Here is a 15965-nt window from a genome sequence, read left to right as displayed (position 1 = left end):
TTAATTAATCTTTATTTTTGCAAGCGGGCTATGGCTGCTTGCAGTGCTAATTCGTAACCAATCGCACCCAAACCGCAGATAACGCCAGTAGCAATATCAGAAAGGTAGGAGTGTTTACGGAACTCCTCACGTTGGTGAATGTTAGATAAATGTATTTCTGTAAACGGTATAGCAACCCCAGCCAGTGCATCGCGCAAGGCAACACTGGTGTGGGTAAAAGCGCCTGGATTAATGATGATGAAATCCACCCCATCTTGTTTAGCCTTTTGAACTCGGTCAATCAGCTCGCCTTCATGGTTGCTTTGGAAGGTGGATAAATCAACTGAGTGGGACTTTGCGATCACACCTAGCTTGGTATGAATATCTTCCATGGTAGTTTTGCCGTAAACCTCTGGCTCACGGGTTCCCAACAGATTGAGGTTGGGGCCTTGGATAACGAGAATTGAAGTATTTTTCGACATAGATCGATATTTTTAGAGGCAGTTAGGTTTTATTGCGGAAATAAAGCTTGTCTCTGAAAACTGCTTATTTAATGAAGAAAGCTCTTCATCTTGCACGCAAAGTATACCCCCAGAGTACTGTCCCAAGCCAAAAAATGACACAATAAACTGGCTATTTTTTAAGATTTAAAGCTTGACTATTGCAATATTCAGCTCAGAAACTGCCAATTTTGATCTACACAGTGATCGCGAAGATCATTTAAAAAGTCTTATAAAGTCGATTTAATTGCGCTTTTGAGGTCTTCTTCACTTATCTTTCCTAATTTACTACTAGTCGCCTTGCCTTGAGCATTAATGATGACGGTATAAGGAAGTGCCCCTTGGGCGTTTCCCATCTGTTTTGAGATATTACTGCCCTCAAGTCCGCCGATCACGATTGGGTAAGAAACAGGGGTTTTTTCTAGAAATTCACGAATATTAGAGGGTGAATCGATGCCGATGCCGACAAATAAGACATTTTGACTCTTAAACTCTGCTTGTAATTTGTCCAATGTAGGCATTTCTTCAACGCAGGGAGGGCACCAGGATGCCCAAAAGTTCACCACGAGGACTTTTCCACGCCATTCTTTGGTGTCGACTGATTTTCCATCGGGTGTTTGCCATGAGTTGGCAAAAAAGGCTTTAATTGCGGGGTCGTCTGCTAGCTCTGTTCTGAAGATCCATTGCGAAGTCGCCACTCCCGCAGCCAGGGCTATGAGGTTAAATCCAATGATGCTCATCCACTGTCTTCGGTTCATTGTTGCTCCTTAGCTAAAATTGCCCTATGCATATTCATATCTTGGGCATTTGCGGTACTTTCATGGGCGGCATTGCCGCAATCGCTCGGCAAGCCGGTCATCGTGTTACTGGCTGTGATGCCAACGTATATCCACCGATGAGCACGCAGCTTGAAGCGCAGGGCATTGAGCTCATCGAGGGATTCTCGCCCGACCAATTATTACAGTTTGAGACGATGCCGGATTTATTTGTAATCGGCAATGTTGTTTCTCGTGGCAATCCACTGATGGAAGCCATTCTGAATCAAGGGCTTCCTTACACCTCTGGCCCTCAGTGGCTAGGCGAGCAAGTTCTTTTTGGTAGACATGTTTTGGCTGTTGCCGGTACGCATGGCAAAACCACCACCTCCGCCATGCTGGCCTGGATCTTAGAATTCAATGATTACAAGCCGGGCTATTTAATTGGTGGGGTGCCATTGAATTTCGCTGTATCTGCCCGCTTAGGCGAGAGTAAATATTTCGTGATCGAGGCTGATGAATACGACACCGCTTTTTTTGATAAGCGCAGTAAGTTTGTTCACTATCGCCCACGCACCGCTTTATTAAATAATCTCGAGTTCGATCACGCCGATATTTTTGCTGATCTTGCTGCAATCGAAACCCAATTTCATCATTTAGTACGTACCGTCCCAGGGGATGGTCTCGTTGTAGTTAATGGTGCAGAGCCTGCTCTTGAGAGAGTCATTGCAAGAGGTGTTTGGGCGCCTGTTGAAAAGTTTGGTCAAGATAAACACAATGCCTGGTCTTTGATCTCTCGGGAGGCTGATGGCTTCATTGTTTTGCAGGAAGGCAAAGAAGTTACAGTGGTGGCTTGGGCCCCAGATTCTGGCGTTATGGGCCGTCACAATCAACTCAATGCATTGGCAGCCATTGCGTCAGCAAATCATATTGGCATTGCACCAGCCGATGCCGCACGCGCTTTGGCTGAGTTCAAAAATGTGAAGCGCCGTTTAGAAACAATTGGTGTCGCAAATGGAGTAACCCTATACGATGACTTTGCGCATCACCCAACCGCAATTATTACCACGGTAGATGGCTTACGCCGTCGCGTAGGGCAATCACGAATTTTGGCAGTATTAGAACCTCGTTCTAATACGATGAAACTCGGGGTGATGAAGGCGCAATTACCGAATAGCCTAGAAGTTGCCGACAAGATTTTTGCTTACGGCGCAAGCGCTGGTAAAGATTCTTTAGGTTGGGATTTAGATGAAGTCTTGGCCCCATTAAATGCAAAGAGTCACAATCGTGCTGCAGCCTTTGATAATTTATCTACTTTGGTTAAGGCTGTTGCAAATGAAGCAAGGTCTGGCGATCATATTTTGGTGATGAGTAATGGCGGCTTTGGTGGAGTGCACCAAAAAATATTGACTGCAATACAAGAGAAAGCAAAGTGATAGGCATGAGACTAAAAGATAAGGTAGCCATCATTACTGGTGCTGCAAAAGGCATTGGCTTTGCAACTGCAAAACGTTTTGCGCAAGAAGGTGCAAAGGTCATGATTGCCGATGTGAATCTCGAGGCGGTTAAAGCTGCTGCAGATCTTATTTCTGGATCAGAAGCTTATGTTATGAACGTAACTGAACGTGCAAGCGTTGAAGCGGCTGTTGATCAAATCATCCAACGCCATGGACGCATTGACATTTTGATTAATAACGCTGGCATCACTCAAGACGCACGCTTAGTCAAAATGACGGAGGCTCAATTTGATACGGTGATTGATGTCAACCTCAAGGGTGTCTTTAATTGCACGCAGTTGGTAGTGCCGCATATGTTGGAGGCTGGCAAAGGCGCTGTCGTCAATGCTTCTAGTGTTGTGGGTATTTATGGAAACTTTGGACAAACTAATTATTCAGCAACCAAGTTTGGGGTAATTGGCTTTACTAAAACTTGGGCGCGTGAATTAGGTCCAAAAGGTATTCGGGTAAATGCAGTGTGCCCAGGCTTTATTGCTACTGAGATGGTCAAAGCTATGCCAGAAAATATTCTGAAAGATATTGAGAGGCGCAGTTGGCTTGGTCGCTTGGGCACCCCGGAGGAAATGGCGAACGTCTACTTATTCTTAGCAAGCGATGAGGCTAGCTATGTGAACGGTGTTGCTCTTGAGGCCAGTGGCGGGATCTCCCTCTAAGCATGCATCTTTTATATGAAGAGGGTGGCGACATCAAGGTCGCCACGGTCCAGTCTGCTTCGGGTGCCGGAGATGCAGAATCATGGCAAGCAACTAGTTTGTCTGGGAAAAAGATTAAGTTAAAAGCCAAAGAAGTTTGGTTGCGCTTTGAGAAGCCAGAGCCGCAGGCATTGATGGATGAGGCAAATGCCCTATCAAAAGAGATTGATCTGCAATTCTTATGGGATTGCGCGCCTGATGAAGAGTTTGGTTTGGTAGACGTTGCTCATGAGTACTTTGGCGCTCAAGCCACCGTACCGCAACAGACTGCATTAGCCATCGCCTTACAAAGTGCGCCAGTATTTTTCCGTCGCAAAGGGCGTGGACGTTTTCAAAGGGCGCCGCTAGAACAATTGCAGGCTGGTTTGGCTGCGCTTGAGCGCAAGCAAAAAGAATTAGAGCAGCAGACTGCATGGCAGCAAGAACTAATGGCTGGCGTGTTTCCAGAAACACTCAAGTCTCAGGCAAATCAACTGTTATTTTCTCCGGACAAAAATACCTCTGCTTACAAAGCATTGATTGCAGCGTGCACTGAGTCAGGAGAATCACCTGCACAGCTCATGATCCGCTGTGGTGCGATTGACTCACCTTTACAATATCACCAAGGGATGTTCTTAAAAGCGCATTTCCCTCAGGGTGCTACACATGACCTCAGTTTGGCGGTTGATCAAGCTGCTCTAGATGCCGCTATTTCAGAATTACCTCTAGCTGAAGTGACTGCGTTTTCGATTGATGACTCAGGCACCACTGAAATTGATGATGCTTTATCAGTTACTAGGCTCGAGGGTGGTGGACATCGTATCGGTATTCATATTGCGGCGCCTGGCTTGGTGATTGCCAAGGATGATGCTTTAGATAAAGTCGCACGTACTCGGATGTCTACCGTGTATTTCCCTGGCGACAAAATTACGATGTTGCCTGATCAGGTGATTACTCAGTTCTCATTAGATGAGGGCGCTGCTCGCCCAGCTTTATCGATTTATGTGGATATTGATCCAGCTGGAGTCGTAGATAAAGAGACTCTGCAGTTGCGTGCTGAGATGGTTCCGATGGGGGCAAATCTGCGCTTAGAGAATTTAGAGCATCTGGTAACAGAAGAAAGTTTGGCTGATGAATCAGCTGGCTATGCTTATCGTGAAGAGCTGAGTGTTTTGTGGGCCGCGGCAAAGTTATTACATGCAGGGCGCCAGGAACAGCGTGTAGCTAATGGATTGCGTGCTGAGCAATTAGGGGTCTTGGATCCTAATGCCTTAGCAAGAGACTTTCATTTTCAAATTCAAGAAGTGGGTAGCGTACAGAGGGTGGAGATTACTCCTCGCCAACGTGGCTCCATCCTCGATACCATCGTTGCTGAGTGGATGATTTATTGCAATAGCGCCTCAGGACGCTTATTGGCAGATCATGGGATACCTGGTCTATTCCGGACTCAAAAGGGTTGGGGTCCCTTACGTACGCGTATGCAGACAACTCCCGGTCCACATGAAGGATTGGGTTTGGAGTATTACGCCTGGTGCACATCACCTTTGCGCCGTTACTCAGATTTAGTAAATCAGTGGCAGTTAATCGCAATAGCAAAACATGGCATTACTGCCAAGATGGCGGCGCCGTTTCCTCCGCGTGATGCTGCCTTAATGGGTATCGCCGCTGACTTTGAGGCTTCCTATTCTGCCTATGGTGAATACCAAGATCGCCTTGAGAAATATTGGTGCTTGCGCTGGGTTTCTCAAGATGAGACTCCTAAGCAAGTCTTTGTGAGACATCTCAAGGAGGGCATGTCCCGAGTAGAACTTGTGCCATTGCATCTTCCAGTTCCGGAGTTGGCGACCCATCCGCGTATGACTCGAGCAGAAGTAAGTGTGGCTGACGTAGACCTATTGCAGCTCACTGCCGGGGTTCGGGTTCTTCATATAGAAACTCCAGAAGTTCCTGAGAGTGATGCAAGTCTTACCTAAGCTGTCGCAGCTAGTAGGACGCTTAAATACTGGTTGGCGCCGCCACCCATTTCGCTATGCGCTAGGTCTTTCGATTTTGGTTCACCTCATCTTGCTATCCTTCCGCTGGGGTATGGGGGAAATAGAAAATCGTCGTCTAAACACACCGCTTAGTGTTGTCTTGGTAAATGCTAGTAATCAAGTAGCGCCCAAGCAGGCCAATAAATTAGCCCAAGCAGATTTGCAGGGAGGCGGCAACACCTCCAGTCAAGATGCTAGTGCGCTTCATCAGGCAAGACTCGGTGCAGATGCCCGTCTCGAGGTTTTAGAAAAACAGCAAAAGCAAATGTTGGCTAAGCTTGAAGCGGATCGAGCGCTTTCGGGCGGTCGCAAAAGTGGAGATGAGAAACAAGCGACATCCCAACTAAATTCTTTGGAAGCTGAGTTGGCGAAACGTTTACAGGCAAATGGCCGTGAGCCTCGTCGTAAAGTCTTGACTGGAGCTAGTACTAAAGCGGTTGTCTTTGCCCAGTATTACGATGCCATGCGTCAAAAGATTGAATCTTATGGAAGTGCATTTTTTCCACGGGCTAATGGTCGCCCCTTATACGGAAGTTTAGTGATTGTGGTGAGCGTAGATGCTCAGGGGCGAATTGCCAACAATACTCAAGGTAAAGATGGTCTCAGTATTGGGCGAAGCTCTGGCAATCCCGAGTTGGATCGCCAGGCCTTAGCAATTGTGCGTGCTTCTGCCCCCTTTGGAGTTTTCCCCGCAGAAATGCGTAATCAGCTTGATATCCTAGATTGGGTTTCTACTTTTGATTTCACACGAGATGGATCTGATCGCTTAGATTTGCGCCCTTAATTCAGAAGACATCACTCAATTTCGCTTATCCTGTAGTTACTATGAGTCAAGTTACTTCTGCCCAAGTGCATACTGATCCCACCCAATTTCCTGGCACGGATGTTTATGCGGTTGCCGGTAATCCGATTACACACAGTAAATCACCGGCTATTCATAAACGATTTTCTGAGCAGTCAAATCAAAAAATGCATTACGGGCTTTTACAGCCTGAACTTGGTGAATTCAAAACTACTACGCAAGCTTTCTTTGCTGCTGGCGGCAAGGGTATGAATGTCACCGTCCCATTTAAGTTGGATGCTCAGGCTCTTGCAGATGTATTAACACCGCGTGCGCAACTCGCTGGCGCGGTCAATACTTTGCATATTCAAGAAGGAAAAATATTTGGTGATAACACGGATGGCGCCGGCTTAGTCAGAGATCTACTGGCTCAAGGTATTCAGATTCAAGGCTCTCGAATTTTATTGTTAGGTGCGGGCGGCGCATCTCGCGGAGTACTGGGTCCCCTATTGGAGCAATCGCCCGCAGAGTTGGTTATAGCCAATCGATCCAATGCCAAGGCTGAGGAGTTGGTTCGATTGTTTAGTGATTTAGCTGTTTCGCTCGATGTTGTGTTGCAAGCCGTCACTTTGGGCGACTTGGAAGATGCAAGCAAGATCGCATCTCCTTTTGATCTCATTATTAACGCTACTGCCGCCGGACTATCTAATGAATCTCCTATTAGCAATACCGCCGCAAGCAATATCTTTACTCCACAGTCTTTTGCCTACGATATGGTCTATGGCAAAGTCACTACCTTGATGCAACAAGCATTGCATCGCGGTGCACGAGTTAGTGATGGCTTGGGTATGTTGGTTGAGCAAGCCGCCGATGCTTTCTTAATTTGGCGTGGTGCTCAGTGTTCTGATGCAATTGATTCTCGTGCTGTATTAGCAGAACTTCGCACTTCTTAATTTATAGCTAAGCTTTAATGCGTTGGCTTTATTACCTTCTGAAATGTTTGCTAGGCGGTTTTATTGCCATGCAAATGTACTTTGTCATTCAGATTGGATTGTGGGTAGTGCTTGATCCTAGCAGTACTGCATTTCAGAGAGCTGAACGTTGGCGCCTTTGTAGTCTATCTTGGTCTTGCCCGGTTAAGTCATCTTGGGTTCCTTATGACAAGATCTCGGCCAACCTCAAGCGTGCTGTTTTGGTGAGTGAAGACGATATCTTTTTTCAGCATATGGGTGTACGGGTTGAGGATATGAAAAAAGCATGGACCAAAAATTCACAACTCAACCAGCAGGGCAGCGGTAAATCCAAAACCGCTTTGCGTGGGGGCTCTACGATCACACAGCAATTAGCAAAGAACCTTTTTCTTTCTTCTGAGCAGAATTATTTTCGCAAAGCTCAGGAGCTCATCATTACGGGTTTGTTGGAAGTAATGCTTCCTAAGCAACGTCTTTATGAAATCTATCTGAACTCGGTTGAATGGGGCGAAGGCATCTTTGGTATTGGCGCTGCTTCTCAGTATTACTATGGCATTAAGCCAGCATCACTTGATCGCGAACAGGCAGCAGCTTTAGCCTCTGCATTGCCAGCACCGAAGTGTTTCGATAAATCACAATACTGTCGCAAGGCCAATATTCACTTTCCCACACGGCAAGAATTTATCTTGGAAAATATGGATAGGGTTGCTTTAACGCCTATTCAGAAACCTAAAGCGCGCTAGTGCTACTTAGTGCTTGCAGTTCTTAGCGCATCTCTTGTTGCGATGGCTACTTTTCTGGCCGCCTCAGCAAAATCATTTCCTGAACTTGCATACAAGATTGCTCTGGAAGAGTTGATCATCATGCCTGTGCCTGGCTGATTGGGTATGCCGCCAGCTTTAATGGTGGCATCGATATCGCCACCTTGAGCGCCAATGCCTGGAATGAGTAAAGGCATCTCGCCCACAATGGCTCGCACTTTGGCAATTTCTTTGGGAAAGGTAGCGCCAACTACCAGGCTAATTTGTCCAGAGGCATTCCAGTTCTGTGCTGCAAGCTTGGCCACATGCAGATAAAGCGGTTCCTCATTGGGGGCTACATTCAAGGACTGAAGGTCGGAGCCCCCTGGATTTGAGGTTCGACATAAAACAATCACGCCCTTGCCAGCGTGCTTTAGGTAAGGTTCGATCGTGTCAAAGCCCATGTAAGGGTTCACGGTGACGGCATCTGCACCATAGCGCTCAAAGGCCTCTAAGGCGTAGTGGTCAGCAGTACTACCGATATCACCACGCTTCGAGTCCAAGATGACAGGGATATGCGGATATTGATCTTTAAGATAGCGAGTGAGCTTTTCAAGTTGAACTTCGGCTCTTTGGGAGGCAAAGTAAGCGAACTGGGGCTTGAAGGAGCAGACAGTATCCGCAGTGGCATCAGCGATCTCGCGGCAGAACTCAAAAATTCCCTCAGGCTTACCCTGAAATGCAGCGGGTAAACGCTTGGGATCTGGATCAAAGCCCACGCACAACATACTGCCTTGAGAAGCCCATGCAGACTGGAGTTGTTGGATAAAGGTATTTGAGCTGGAGTTCATTAGTATTAAGCTTATTTTAGTCAAACTGTCATGGTCTATAGGATAAACTAGCGACCATTCCTTAGGAGTTCACCATGATCAACTTGTTCGTCCTGCAAAATGGCCGCCTCTCTCAAGAGCAAGTGGAAGATCGCAATGAATTGTTGCAATACTCCAACCCCATCTGGATCGACGTTGTAGACCCTGAAGAAGAAGAACTCCTGTGGATTAAAGAGGCTTTTGGCGTACTCTTGCCTGAATTGGATGATTTGGGTGATTTAGAGGCTTCCGCGCGTTATTTCGAAGCAGATGACGGCCACCTTCATATTCGTACTGATTTCTTATTAGACGAAGAAGAAACTTCTCGCAACGTACGAGTTGCTTTCGTGATGACCAAGCAGGTTTTGTTCTCCATTCATGACGAAGATTTACCGGTATTCCGCTTGGTGCGTTTGCGTGCCCGTTTACGCCCAGGTTCAGTCAGTAATGCGAAAGACGTTTTACTTGACCTCTACTCCACTGATGCTGAGTATTCTGCCGATGCCTTAGAAGAGGTTTATGAAAACCTCGAGCAAGCAGGTAAGCGCGTTCTGCAAGATGACATCACGGATAACGATGCAGAAGAAGTGCTCGAAACAATTGCTAAAGAAGAAGATACCAACGGACGCATTCGTCGCAATGTGATGGATACCCGCCGTGCATTGTCTTTTTTAATGCGGAGCAAATTATTGTCTGATGAGCAGCAAGAAGAAGCGCGTCAGATTTTGCGAGATATTGATTCACTAGAAAACCATACTGCGTTCCTATTCGATAAGATCAACTTCTTGATGGATGCGACAGTCGGTTTTATTAATTTGAACCAAAGTAAGATCATCAAGATCTTCTCGGTGGTATCGGTTGCCTTAATGCCACCAACTTTATTAGCTAGCGTGTGGGGAATGAACTTCCGCTATATGCCTGAACTGGAACAGACTTGGGGCTATCCAGTTGCCATTATTTCAATGGTGATTTCAGCGATGATTCCATTGGGCTACTTCCGCCACAAGGGTTGGCTTAGCTCACGTTAATGCACTAGGCATTTTTTGGTTTAAGTAATTCCAAAAATTGAGAGAGTGCAAAATCACGCGCTTGCTCTCGCACTACTTGGCGATCACCGTTGAAGTGCTTAGTCAGCGTGACTGTATTAATAACATCATGCCTAACATTTTCTTTAATCGCCCAGCCAAAGCAGACGGTGCCAACCGGCTTTTCTACTGAACCACCCGTTGGACCAGCGATACCGGTAATGGAGATAGCTGCGTTGACATTGGCATGACGTAGCACCCCCTCGGCCATGGCTTTGGCGACTTGTTCGCTGACTGCGCCAAAAGAGTCAATGGTTTCCATTGAAACGTCTAAGCATTCTGATTTTGCGGCATTGCTGTAGGTGACATAGCCTCGTTCAAGCCAATCACTCGAGCCTGCTAAGTCCGTTAGTGTGGCGCAGACAAGGCCACCAGTACAGGACTCTGCCAAGGCAATTTTCCAGCCCCGGTTCATTAAAGTCAGGGCAATAGCTCTAGCTAGTTCATGCTGAGGGTCATTATTATTTTTCATGAGATGTAGCTCAATCCAATAGGTAGAAGCATCATGGTGAGTAGGGTAAAAAATGCTGCAGCCAAATCATCGGCAATGATTCCAAAGCCGCGCCACAGGATTAAGCCAATACTTGATGGAGAGGAGTTATCGCCATTCTCTAAATGTTTAAAGTATCGATCAATCATTCCGATCGGACCGGGTTTCACGGCATCAAAAAATCGGAATAGTGCAAATGCCAAGATCTGCATCCATAAGTTTGCTGGCATGATGAAAATCAATATGAGCCAGAATGCCACAACCTCATCCCAAACAATTCCACCAAAATCTTTTTTCCCTAGCTCTTCACTGACTTGTCCACAGATCCAGCAACCCAGAAGAATGCCTGCGCCAATAATCCACCACCATGCCTCAATTGATAAAAAGTATTCGCCCAATAAGAAAGCAGCCCAAGCCCACAGTGTTCCTGCAGTGCCAGGTGCAAATGGCGCCAAACCACTGCCTAGTCCAAACGCCAGGGCTCGGCTGGGTTTGCTAAATACCCAACTCAAGCTGGGGGTGGGTACGGTCGAAGTTGGCGTATTAGCTTGCTTATTCATGCGAAGTGATCGAAGGATTTGAGCAGTTGATTTACTTCTTCAGGATTTAATCTCGCCCCACTGCTGTCAATGAGTTGGATCTCTGGTGAGTGGTGTTGCATATCCTTGATGCTGCCAATTTGAGTGAGCGGAAGATTGAAGTCCCCACTGATTTTAGTGATCGCGTCTCTTGAACTACTTGCTGCAGTAAAGCACAGCTCGTAATCATCACCACCACTTGCGGCATATTGATTTTGAATAGTTTGCGATTGCTTACGCAATGTTGTCGTTTTAGGGATTCGGTCTAAGAAGATTTCTGCATCCCTGCCTGATTGCTTGAGGATATGTCTCAGATCACCTAAAAGACCATCAGAGACATCCACAGCAGAATTGGCAATGCCTCTTAAGGCTATGCCTAAATTAATTCTAGGGGTGGGTTGATGCATGCGCGCCTCAATTACTTCCAAATCACCCTTTTCTAATGCAATCTCATGATGCAGTGCAGCAAGAGCAAGTCTGGCATCACCAACGGCTCCCGAAACCCAGATGTCATCGTCTACTAATGCGCCTGACCTGCGAATGGCTTTATCTTTTGGAATGCTGCCAAAAGCAGTGATGCAAATATTGAGTGGACCCGCGGTAGTGTCGCCGCCAATGAGTGGGCAAGCAAATTGGTTGGCAATGGCAAATAAACCTTTGCTAAAGGCTTCTAACCAAGCTGAATTTGCCTCAGGCAGTGCCAGTGCGAGTGTGAAACCCATCGGCCTAGCGCCCATAGCTGCTAGGTCTGAGAGGTTGACTGCTAGGGCTTTCCAGCCTAGCCACTCTGGATTAGCGTCTGGAAAAAAGTGTCTGCCACATACCAACATATCGCTGGTAATAGCAATTTCCTCAGCGGGGTCGGTTTTTAGTAGTGCGCAATCATCGCCAATCCCCAGCTTTACTGAGCCAGGGTTGCTGACCAGCATGAGTTCCGACTGCGTTTTAAAGAAACGCTGAATTAGATCAAATTCGCCGAGCGAGGAGGTTTGAGGTTGCATGCCCCATTTTATGGCTCTTGGGACTCTTTCATCTGAGAGGAATAGAATTAGAAGCTTGAATACCTCTGATTGATGAGTGAACTGATGAGCAAACCAAGCAATAGCAGTAAAGAACAGCAAATAGCGGATTTAAGGGCGGCTGCTCTTCACTATCATGAGTTTCCAACTCCGGGGAAGATTGAAATCGCCCCAACGAAGCAGTTAACCAATCAGCGTGACTTGGCCCTAGCTTATACGCCAGGCGTTGCTGCGCCTTGCGAGGAAATTGTTAAAGATCCCGCGAATGCTTTCAAATACACCGCCAGAGGTAATTTAGTTGGTGTGATAACCAACGGTACCGCAGTTTTGGGCCTAGGAAACATTGGCCCATTGGCCAGTAAGCCAGTGATGGAAGGTAAAGCAGTTCTTTTTAAGAAATTTGCGGGCATTGATGTTTTTGATATTGAAGTTAATGAAAACGATCCAGATAAATTAGTTGAAATCATTGCAGCACTCGAGCCTACTTTTGGCGGTATCAACCTAGAAGACATCAAAGCACCAGATTGTTTTATTGTTGAGCGCAAGTTGCGAGCACGTATGAAGATTCCGGTCTTTCATGATGACCAACATGGAACTGCGATTGTGGTTGCTGCTGCGATTCTGAATGGCTTAAAAGTAGTCGGTAAGGATGTTGCTAATGTGAAATTAGTCACTTCTGGTGCTGGCGCTGCTGCATTAGCTTGTTTAGATTTATTAGTTGACCTTGGTATCCCGCGTAAGAATATTTGGGTTACTGACTTAGTTGGTGTTGCATACAAAGGTCGTCAAGAATTAATGGATCCGCAAAAGGAGCCGTTCTGTCAGGAGACAGATTTACGCACACTAGATCAAGTGATTGAAGGTGCTGATATTTTTTTAGGACTCTCAGCTGGCGGTGTTCTGAAGCAATCGATGGTGAAGAAGATGGCTGATAAGCCATTGATCTATGCCTTGGCAAATCCAACTCCTGAGATTCTGCCTGAGGAGGTAAAGGAAGTTCGTCCTGACGCGGTGATGGCAACTGGCCGTACTGATTACCCAAACCAAGTAAATAACGTGTTGTGCTTTCCATTTATCTTCCGCGGTGCATTAGACGTTGGCGCTACCACCATCACGCGTGGCATGGAAGTCGCAGCGGTTAAGGCTGTGGCGGAGTTGGCACGTGCTGAGCAGAGCGAAATAGTGACCTCGGTATACGGTATTGAGAACTTGTCTTTTGGTCCGGAGTACTTAATTCCGAAGCCGTTTGATCCGCGTTTGATTACCGTCATCGCACCCGCTGTTGCTAAGGCGGCAATGGAGGACGGCGTAGCTCTGCGCCCAATTAAAGACTTCGATGCTTACCGCAATCAGTTACAACAATTTGTGTACCACTCCGGTACTTTGATGAAGCCATTGTTTAGCATTGCTAAGGGAGTGTCTGCCGCTCAAAAACGGATTGTGTTTGCTGAAGGTGAAGATGAGCGCGTATTGCGTGCAGTACAAATCATTATTGATGAGCATTTAGCAACACCAATTCTGATCGGTCGTCCTGCGGTAATTGAGCACCGCATTGACAAGTTCGGATTACGTATCAAAGCGGGTGAAGACTTTGAGATCGTGAACCCAGAGAGTGACTCACGCTTCCGTGATTTCTGGCAAACCTATTTAGCATTGACTGAGCGTAAAGGCGTTACCGAATCTTTTGCTAAGCTAGAAATGCGTCGTCGCAATAGCTTGATCGGATCCATCATGATTAGTAAAGGTATGGCTGATGGCATGATCTGTGGCACTGTTGGCAATTTAGCAACCCATTTGAAGTACATCGATGAGGTGGTCGGTCAAGAGCCGGGTGCCAATGTGTATGGCGCCATGTCTGGATTGATTTTGCCGGGTCGCCAAGTCTTCTTGGTCGATACCCATGTGAATATCGATCCAACAGCAGAACAATTGGCTGAACTCACCTTGATGGCTGCAAACGAAATGCGTAAATTGGGTATAGCGCCTAAGGTGGCGCTCTTGTCCCATTCCAACTTCGGTTCAAGTAGCGCTCCATCTGCAGTCAAAATGCGTGACGTTCTCGCTTTGATTCAAAAAGCAGACCCTAGTCTTGAAGTGGATGGTGAAATGCACGGTGATAGCGCTTTGGATGAAACTATTCGCGCCGGTGCGGTTACTTCATCACCGCTAAAAGGTGATGCTAATTTGTTAGTTCTGCCAAATATTGATGCTGCCAATATTTCTTACAACTTATTGAAGACGGCTGCCGGTAACGGTATCGCAATCGGGCCATTGCTTTTAGGGGTTGCTAAGCCAATTCACATTTTGACGCCAGCAGCTACAGTACGTCGTATCGTCAATGTGACCACCTTGGCGGTAGTTGAAGCTGCAAGCAATGCAAGAGGGGCAGCCTAAGACCTGGGGATGGACTTTTATTTATGTTAGTTAGTATTAACTAACATAAATAATTATTATATAAATCAATGGTTTATATAAAATGTACTGTAATTGGACTTGATTTGATGGCGTGTTAAGGGTAATCTAGCATCCATCATGAATAATCGCTCTGAAAACGGCACTACAGTAGGCTTTGACGAACACAGTCGGGCCGAAAGTTGGGATAGTAACGATCGACTCGAAACCGAGTCATCCGCTGCCAATATCTATGCTGAGGGCGGTTTATCTCGTTTACAAACCTATGCAGCAAATCAAGTTTCGGGGAAAAAAGTGACAGCTTCTTGGCGTGCCGCTTTGGCCGTTCGCGATGCCGGACCGCCGGCAATGTTGCGCAGTGTGCGCCCTAATATCGTGCAATCTATTCGTGCTTTTCGCACTCCTGATCTTCAGGAGGCGGCTACTGAACTTGGCCAGCATTTCATTTACGCAAATTGTGCAAATGCAATGACTAAAGGCGAAGTTTTAGAGGCGATTGCAATTGCTTACACATTTACCAAGCAACAGGCCAAGAATTTCGATCCTTTATTGGATGCTTTGACGACAACTGTTGATAAGTCTGGCCCTCAGCCAGGTTTTGTAGTGGTGCTCGAAGGCTTGCCTTGTACTCAAAAGTTTGACAAAGAGGCTCGCGAGACTCTGTTAGATGTATTCCGTGATGCAGTGGACTTTTGGTCTGAGCGCCGGACACCGTATCGCGTGTTCTACTCTTTTGCTTAATTGCTTGTTTAAAGAATAAGCAATAAGGCAGTAAATCAGCAAAAACCGCCTCTATTTGAGGCGATTTTGCATTTCTGGGCTCCAAATACTGTGAACAGCAGTAATGGCCACAATTCCAGCAGTTTCAGTTCTCAATACACGATCACCCAGGGAAACTATTTGATAACCCGCTGCCTGAGCTTGTGCTTCCTCTTCTGGGGAGTGTCCACCTTCGGGCCCAATCATCAAAATGACATCCTGCGGTGGGTTATCCACTAAAACAGAATGTAAGCTTTTATCGGTATCTGGGCTTAAAAGTAGTTTAAGTTTAGCTTTTTGAGTCTTCTGTAGATAACTTGCAAAACTTTGAACAGGCTCTACTGTAGCTAACACTGTGCGATCACATTGTTCGCAAGCTGCTTGAACAATGCCTTGCCAGTGCAAAAGACGCTTTTGGGCACGTTCAGCATCACTAGAGCGGGTTAATTTAATCACTGAGCGCTCACACTGTAATGGGGCAATAAGCTGAGCCCCAGTCTCTATAGCCTTTTCAACCACCCAATCCATCTTGTCGCCTCCAGCAAGCCCTTGCGCCAGGGTAATAGCATAGGGGCTCTCACGATGCGTATCTTGGCGAATATCGCTCAACTCGGCTTCCCCTGATTTATTGCCCAGCGAGAGCAGTTTGGCTTGGGCAACTTGACCATTTCCATCAAAGATAGGGAAGAATTCACCGACTTGAATGCGGCGGACGCGGAGGTGATGTGCGAGCTCAGGAGTGAGGGGATTTGGCTTTTGGTTTTCCCATGGGCCGGGAAGATAAAATTGAGGCATTACTGAAATAT

Annotated in this window: 16 protein-coding genes; 9 read left to right on the top strand and 7 right to left on the bottom strand. The window is 46.6% G+C overall.

Annotation, left to right across the window (positions count from 1 at the left end; genetic code table 11):
• Positions 1-11 precede the first annotated feature (11 nt).
• Complete coding sequence (aroQ, locus tag ICN26_RS03365) at positions 12-461, bottom strand: type II 3-dehydroquinate dehydratase (protein WP_216266901.1); 450 nt, start codon at positions 459-461, stop codon at positions 12-14.
• A 248-nt stretch (positions 462-709) separates the two neighbouring features.
• Positions 710-1237 carry a TlpA family protein disulfide reductase gene (locus tag ICN26_RS03360; protein WP_216266899.1) on the bottom strand — a complete coding sequence of 176 codons (528 nt, stop codon included), beginning with the start codon at positions 1235-1237 and terminating at the stop codon, positions 710-712.
• Positions 1238-1263: 26 nt separating this feature from the next.
• Between ICN26_RS03360 and mpl the strand changes: the two genes are divergently transcribed.
• Genes mpl through mtgA form a run of 6 tightly spaced genes read left to right on the top strand, consistent with a single transcriptional unit; the run spans position 1264 to position 7950 of the window.
• On the top strand, positions 1264-2670 hold the full coding sequence (gene mpl, locus ICN26_RS03355) for a UDP-N-acetylmuramate:L-alanyl-gamma-D-glutamyl-meso-diaminopimelate ligase (RefSeq protein ID WP_216266897.1): 1407 nt from the start codon (positions 1264-1266) through the stop codon (positions 2668-2670).
• A 5-nt stretch (positions 2671-2675) separates the two neighbouring features.
• Entirely contained in the window at positions 2676-3404 is a 729-nt protein-coding gene (gene fabG, locus ICN26_RS03350) for a 3-oxoacyl-ACP reductase FabG (RefSeq protein ID WP_216266894.1), read from the top strand.
• A 2-nt stretch (positions 3405-3406) separates the two neighbouring features.
• The gene (locus tag ICN26_RS03345) at positions 3407-5395 is read left to right on the top strand and encodes a ribonuclease catalytic domain-containing protein (protein ID WP_216266892.1); all 1989 of its coding nucleotides are present in this window, start codon (positions 3407-3409) and stop codon (positions 5393-5395) included.
• Positions 5379-6239: an energy transducer TonB family protein gene (locus ICN26_RS03340; RefSeq protein WP_216266890.1), complete on the top strand. Its 861-nt coding sequence runs from the start codon at positions 5379-5381 to the stop codon at positions 6237-6239. The genes ICN26_RS03345 and ICN26_RS03340 overlap by 17 nt, the downstream gene beginning before the upstream one ends.
• A 41-nt stretch (positions 6240-6280) precedes the next feature.
• The gene (gene aroE, locus ICN26_RS03335; RefSeq protein ID WP_216266888.1) at positions 6281-7189 is read left to right on the top strand and encodes a shikimate dehydrogenase; all 909 of its coding nucleotides are present in this window, start codon (positions 6281-6283) and stop codon (positions 7187-7189) included.
• 17 nt (positions 7190-7206) lie between these two features.
• Positions 7207-7950: a monofunctional biosynthetic peptidoglycan transglycosylase gene (mtgA, locus tag ICN26_RS03330; protein ID WP_216266886.1), complete on the top strand. Its 744-nt coding sequence runs from the start codon at positions 7207-7209 to the stop codon at positions 7948-7950.
• 2 nt (positions 7951-7952) lie between these two features.
• Here the strand turns inward: mtgA and pyrF are convergent, their stop codons facing one another.
• Complete coding sequence (gene pyrF, locus ICN26_RS03325) at positions 7953-8798, bottom strand: orotidine-5'-phosphate decarboxylase (protein ID WP_216266884.1); 846 nt, start codon at positions 8796-8798, stop codon at positions 7953-7955.
• Between the two features lie 74 nt (positions 8799-8872).
• On the opposite strand from pyrF, the gene corA reads away from it, so the two are divergent.
• Positions 8873-9844: a magnesium/cobalt transporter CorA gene (corA, locus tag ICN26_RS03320; RefSeq protein WP_015420400.1), complete on the top strand. Its 972-nt coding sequence runs from the start codon at positions 8873-8875 to the stop codon at positions 9842-9844.
• A 4-nt stretch (positions 9845-9848) separates the two neighbouring features.
• Here the strand turns inward: corA and ICN26_RS03315 are convergent, their stop codons facing one another.
• Genes ICN26_RS03315 through thiL form a run of 3 tightly spaced genes read right to left on the bottom strand, consistent with a single transcriptional unit; the run spans position 9849 to position 11970 of the window.
• Positions 9849-10373 (bottom strand): CinA family protein, encoded by a 525-nt coding sequence (locus ICN26_RS03315; RefSeq protein ID WP_216266882.1) that lies wholly within the window; start codon positions 10371-10373, stop codon positions 9849-9851.
• Positions 10370-10951, bottom strand: a complete 582-nt coding sequence (locus ICN26_RS03310) for a phosphatidylglycerophosphatase A family protein (protein ID WP_216266880.1) — start codon at positions 10949-10951, stop codon at positions 10370-10372. Before ICN26_RS03310 ends, ICN26_RS03315 begins: the two co-directional genes overlap by 4 nt.
• Positions 10948-11970 carry a thiamine-phosphate kinase gene (gene thiL, locus ICN26_RS03305; RefSeq protein ID WP_216266878.1) on the bottom strand — a complete coding sequence of 341 codons (1023 nt, stop codon included), beginning with the start codon at positions 11968-11970 and terminating at the stop codon, positions 10948-10950. The genes ICN26_RS03310 and thiL overlap by 4 nt, the downstream gene beginning before the upstream one ends.
• A gap of 72 nt (positions 11971-12042) precedes the next feature.
• On the opposite strand from thiL, the gene ICN26_RS03300 reads away from it, so the two are divergent.
• On the top strand, positions 12043-14382 hold the full coding sequence (locus tag ICN26_RS03300) for an NADP-dependent malic enzyme (protein ID WP_255534356.1): 2340 nt from the start codon (positions 12043-12045) through the stop codon (positions 14380-14382).
• 138 nt (positions 14383-14520) lie between these two features.
• A complete protein-coding gene (locus tag ICN26_RS03295) occupies positions 14521-15141 on the top strand; it encodes a barstar family protein (protein ID WP_015420405.1) in 621 nt (206 codons plus the stop codon).
• Between the two features lie 51 nt (positions 15142-15192).
• Here the strand turns inward: ICN26_RS03295 and ICN26_RS03290 are convergent, their stop codons facing one another.
• Positions 15193-15954: a 16S rRNA (uracil(1498)-N(3))-methyltransferase gene (locus ICN26_RS03290; protein ID WP_216266876.1), complete on the bottom strand. Its 762-nt coding sequence runs from the start codon at positions 15952-15954 to the stop codon at positions 15193-15195.
• Positions 15955-15965 lie beyond the last annotated feature (11 nt).

The sequence above is a fragment of the Polynucleobacter hallstattensis genome, assembly GCF_018881835.1.
GTDB classification, from domain to species: Bacteria; Pseudomonadota; Gammaproteobacteria; order Burkholderiales; family Burkholderiaceae; genus Polynucleobacter; species Polynucleobacter hallstattensis.
Note: the sequence above shows the minus strand (reverse complement) of the source record. Positions and strands in the feature narration are given on the sequence as shown.

Coding starts and splice junctions, on each gene's coding strand:
- aroQ (WP_216266901.1), bottom strand. CDS start 461: ATGTCGAAAAATACTTCAATTCTCGTTATCCAAGGCCCCAACCTCAAT.
- ICN26_RS03360 (WP_216266899.1), bottom strand. CDS start 1,237: ATGAACCGAAGACAGTGGATGAGCATCATTGGATTTAACCTCATAGCC.
- mpl (WP_216266897.1), top strand. CDS start 1,264: ATGCATATTCATATCTTGGGCATTTGCGGTACTTTCATGGGCGGCATT.
- fabG (WP_216266894.1), top strand. CDS start 2,676: ATGAGACTAAAAGATAAGGTAGCCATCATTACTGGTGCTGCAAAAGGC.
- ICN26_RS03345 (WP_216266892.1), top strand. CDS start 3,407: ATGCATCTTTTATATGAAGAGGGTGGCGACATCAAGGTCGCCACGGTC.
- ICN26_RS03340 (WP_216266890.1), top strand. CDS start 5,379: ATGCAAGTCTTACCTAAGCTGTCGCAGCTAGTAGGACGCTTAAATACT.
- aroE (WP_216266888.1), top strand. CDS start 6,281: ATGAGTCAAGTTACTTCTGCCCAAGTGCATACTGATCCCACCCAATTT.
- mtgA (WP_216266886.1), top strand. CDS start 7,207: ATGCGTTGGCTTTATTACCTTCTGAAATGTTTGCTAGGCGGTTTTATT.
- pyrF (WP_216266884.1), bottom strand. CDS start 8,798: ATGAACTCCAGCTCAAATACCTTTATCCAACAACTCCAGTCTGCATGG.
- corA (WP_015420400.1), top strand. CDS start 8,873: ATGATCAACTTGTTCGTCCTGCAAAATGGCCGCCTCTCTCAAGAGCAA.
- ICN26_RS03315 (WP_216266882.1), bottom strand. CDS start 10,373: ATGAAAAATAATAATGACCCTCAGCATGAACTAGCTAGAGCTATTGCC.
- ICN26_RS03310 (WP_216266880.1), bottom strand. CDS start 10,951: ATGAATAAGCAAGCTAATACGCCAACTTCGACCGTACCCACCCCCAGC.
- thiL (WP_216266878.1), bottom strand. CDS start 11,970: ATGCAACCTCAAACCTCCTCGCTCGGCGAATTTGATCTAATTCAGCGT.
- ICN26_RS03300 (WP_255534356.1), top strand. CDS start 12,043: ATGAGTGAACTGATGAGCAAACCAAGCAATAGCAGTAAAGAACAGCAA.
- ICN26_RS03295 (WP_015420405.1), top strand. CDS start 14,521: ATGAATAATCGCTCTGAAAACGGCACTACAGTAGGCTTTGACGAACAC.
- ICN26_RS03290 (WP_216266876.1), bottom strand. CDS start 15,954: ATGCCTCAATTTTATCTTCCCGGCCCATGGGAAAACCAAAAGCCAAAT.